Annotated in this window: 2 protein-coding genes and 1 tRNA gene; all 3 read right to left on the bottom strand. The window is 70.3% G+C overall.

Annotation, left to right across the window (positions count from 1 at the left end; genetic code table 11):
• Window positions 1-91: 91 nt before the first annotated feature.
• The 3 genes from R6V09_RS50240 to R6V09_RS50230 all read right to left on the bottom strand — a co-directional run bounded on the left by R6V09_RS50240 (window position 92) and on the right by R6V09_RS50230 (window position 2540).
• Window positions 92-1810 carry a DUF2207 domain-containing protein gene (locus tag R6V09_RS50240; protein WP_317888104.1) on the bottom strand — a complete coding sequence of 573 codons (1719 nt, stop codon included), beginning with the start codon at window positions 1808-1810 and terminating at the stop codon, window positions 92-94.
• 172 nt (window positions 1811-1982) lie between these two features.
• A tRNA-Val gene (locus R6V09_RS50235) sits at window positions 1983-2054 on the bottom strand.
• A 39-nt stretch (window positions 2055-2093) separates the two neighbouring features.
• On the bottom strand, window positions 2094-2540 hold the full coding sequence (locus tag R6V09_RS50230; RefSeq protein ID WP_317888103.1) for an SRPBCC family protein: 447 nt from the start codon (window positions 2538-2540) through the stop codon (window positions 2094-2096).
• Window positions 2541-2769: the final 229 nt, after the last annotated feature.

Here is a 2769-nt window from a genome sequence, read left to right as displayed (position 1 = left end):
CAGCGGTACGCCGGAGGTGGTGAGCACGGACTGGCCGCTCCGGCCGGGCCTGGCCGAAGCGGCCTGACCGTGTGGGGGCTCGCCCCGCACCTCACCAGGAGCCGCCGCCTCCACCACCGGCACCGCCACCGACTCCGCCGCTGGAGGAACCGCCGCCGGAGCCGGAACTCCCCGAGCTGGAGGCCGCGTTGGCCGCGGAGACGACGACGGCGGCGAGCAGGACATCACCGACGCCGAGCGAGAAACTCCGCCTCACTCTCGCTGCCGAGGCCGAAGCGCCGACCGCCTGTTCCCACGCGGCCTCGACGCCCAGGGAGACCGCCCATGCCGCGTACCGGTCCGCGGCCTCCTCGGCGGGAGGTTCGTCGGGGCAGGTGGCCGGGTCGGCCAAGTAACGCCGGAACGCCTCGACTTGGAGCCAGAGGGCAGTCCCGCGAGGGGTACGCCTGTCCAACTCCCAGCCCCGGGCGACCACGGCGAGACCGAGACCGGCGACCACGGCACCCACCAGCAGGACGGGCAGTCCGGCCGCGACGCGATGGCCGTTCAGCACACCGCCGGTGATCACGAGGACCAACGCGAGCAGCAGCGCGGCCAGTTGGGCCTTGCCCCACCCGGCGAGACGCCTGGTGAGGGTCGTGTCCCACAGGTCGCTCGCCTTGCGCCAGTTGTCCAACTTCCAGGAGAGGTCCTCCCAGCCCGCCTTGAACGACGGGTCGCGCCTGCCGAGGACCAGGCTGGTGCTTCCGGCGAACATCCGGTCCAGTACGTCCCTGATCTCACGGTTCACAGGGCGCCCGTGCCGCCGCAGGACCGGACGCTGATCGTCGCCCTCGATGGTGAGATGGCCGTCGGCCGCGGCATCGAGCAGCCAGGCCACCTTGTGCTGGTCCGTGACCTTCTCCATGCGCAGGATGCCGCCCTGGGCCGGTGTCAGGTCCTCGGGCGGTGTGGCGGACGGGGTGACCGTGCGGGCGAGCCGCTCGACCTCGACGCGCCGGAGCCGCCCGCCATCCTCCAACACCCGGTCCCGCCCGAGGAACCGCAGTACGCAGAGCGTCAGCGCGACGCAGGCCAGGGCGACGGCGAGGAACAGCCCGCCGTTGCGCAGCGGATGCGGAAGGGAGGTGCCAACCGCCTTGCCGGTGGGCGCCGTTGGCAGCGCCGCCGGGGTCGCGGTCCTGGTCTTGGCGGCAGTGGCGTAGAGCGTGAGGCCCTCGTGTCCGCCGAGCCTGTCGAGCTTGACGACGAGGTGCCCCGGCTCGCTCTGCCGGACCGAACAGGGCTTGCTGTCATCCCAGTTGCCGTGGACGCAGCGGAGACCGGTGAGCCCGTGCGCGTCCACCACGTGGATCTCCACATCGGCCCGGTCGACCTTCCAGCCGGTGCCGACGGCGTCCCAGGCGAGCTTGCCGTTCTTCACCGCGTCGGGGACCGTGTACTGGATTCGATAGCGGTGCACTCCACCGACCGTGCGGTCGCGGTCGCCCACCTTGAGTCGGTCGGCGACGGACTCCCTGCCGTTCACGTCCCGGTAGGAGGCGCCGAAGGTGCCCGCGTAGGGCACCTTGTGTCCGTCCATGGTGGCCCGGACGTCATCGGCGAAGAAGTCCGCGTCCGGTACGTCACGGTAGATTCCGTGCGTTTTGCCCGAGTGCCCGAAGTCGTAGTCGATGACCTCGGTGATCCGGGCGCTCCCGTCGGCGCGGATCTCGGCGCCGACCCACATCGAGGTGACCCGCTCCGTGTTCGAGAGCGCCTGACAGCCGGCGCCGATTCCACCGAACACCACCAGCACGAGGACGATCACGGCCAACGACCGTATTCGGCGCCGCCGCAGGGACGTGACCTTCCCCCGTCTCCCGCTCCGTCTCTTGCCTTCTCCATCACTCATGAGGCCCCCCTCAAGACGCACAACGGACACGAAGACATGCCCGGGACACAAAAAAACCGGCCCGCTGATGCGGACCGGTTTTTCCCGGTGGGCGATACTGGGTTCGAACCAGTGACCTCTTCGGTGTGAACGAAGCGCTCTCCCACTGAGCTAATCGCCCGGGAACGGACTGAACAATACAGGCCCCCGCCGGTTTCCTTCAAACCGCTTCCAGGTACGCGAGCAGCCCGCGCCGTCCGGCCCGCATCATCAGCGCGTGGTTGAGGCGGAACACCGGCCGCCCGGGTACGGCGAACCGCCTGAGCAGCGGCCGGTTCAGATCGACCTCCTGGTCGTAGCGGGCGAGCGTGCCGGAGCCGTCGGCCGTGAGTGTCCAGCGCGCCCAGCCCTCCAGGTCGCCGGTCATCGCGATCTCCAGCACCCCGGCGGCCGGATCGCGCCGCACTTCGCGCGCGGTGAAGGTCAGGGTGTACGGCAGGCTCGCGCGGATACTGATGACGCCGGTCGTATCGTCGAGCTGGTTGACCTCACGCACCTGCGGCCACCAGCGCGGATACTCCTCGGCCCGCTCCAGGAACGGGTAGACGACGGCGGGCGGCGCGGGCAGCTCCCACCGGGCGCGGAAGCGGTAATGGGTCCAGTCCATGGCGGGAGTCTGCCCGCTGAAAGGCCCGTCTCCCAGCGACCGGGGGCGTTTGAGTACGCGTACTCATGTCGTACGGCGTGACGGGGACCACACTCCGAGTCATGACGCACATTCCGCCCCCGGCCGTGGAGTTGCGACTCCTCGACGCCGAGCTGCACCAACTGGACGCCCGCCGCGCGCAGTTGCTGCACCGCCGGGCCTGGCTCCTGACCGTGCTTCAGCCGGCCCA

It is taken from the genome of Streptomyces sp. W16 (assembly GCF_033194735.1).
GTDB lineage: Bacteria > Actinomycetota > Actinomycetes > Streptomycetales > Streptomycetaceae > Streptomyces.
The sequence above is the reverse complement of the archived record's forward strand: the minus strand, read 5'-3'. Positions and strand labels throughout refer to the sequence as shown.